Source organism: Virgibacillus siamensis (assembly GCF_039522605.1).
GTDB lineage: Bacteria > Bacillota > Bacilli > Bacillales > Amphibacillaceae > Lentibacillus > Lentibacillus siamensis.
In genome coordinates this window covers 1-778 of sequence record NZ_BAAADS010000028.1, presented here as the reverse complement: position 1 = coordinate 778, position 778 = coordinate 1, and the positions used below count along the sequence as shown (strand labels likewise).

Sequence of the window (778 nt, the reverse complement as noted above, 5' to 3'; positions counted from 1 at the left end):
TTACCAGTGTAACTAAAAGTAATTGCTTTTACATAGGCCTTCATAGCCTCATCAGGAATGTTAAAACCCAATTCCTCAAGTTCCTTAGCATGAGAAACCTCTGTATAAAAATTATTGAAACCACTGTGGGCATGTAAAAACTCTCTACTTTTTTTAATAAAAATATGTTTTCTTACCGTCTTAGGTATGTATTTCATTCCTTTAACCTGCAATATAAAATCCATTGCATAAAGTGATTTGTCAACTTCATCTTCTAATTTTAATTGCATTAACCTCTGCCCCATATCACTTTTTACTTCTTCACCAACCTTATCCCAAACTTCCTTTATTATAAGTTTCAAATTGTCCCTATAATCTTTTGTAGTTTGAGGATCAATATATTCACTAAATATTCTCCTTAGAAAAGATTCAATAATCTTTGGAGATTGGTCTTTTATTACCTCTTTAAAATGGTCTACATCAAAGTTTTCTGATTGTATATATTGTAATAAATCGTTGATAGTCATTGCTGGTGATGGGACATCTCTTTGCAAGACATACTTAACACAGTTTTTTATAAGATTTAAAGCCTCAAGTGGGTCTATTGGACTTTCTGTATCATGGGCAGCAGTAAAATTATTTCTTACAGCTAGACAATGCTTCAAAAATGTATAAGCTTCATCATCTATAATCCCTAGAAGGTAGCACCCTTCAATGACTTGACTGTCTTTTATATTTGAAATGTCTTCTCTGGTTTTAATCTTTAGATTTAACTCACTAGGGAAATGCTCTAATCCAT

At 31.7% G+C, this 778-nt stretch carries 1 protein-coding gene; it reads right to left on the bottom strand.

Annotated elements, in window-relative coordinates:
• The coding region (locus ABD010_RS18180) for a hypothetical protein (protein ID WP_343816466.1) at nucleotides 1-778 on the bottom strand (778 nt) is incomplete at both ends.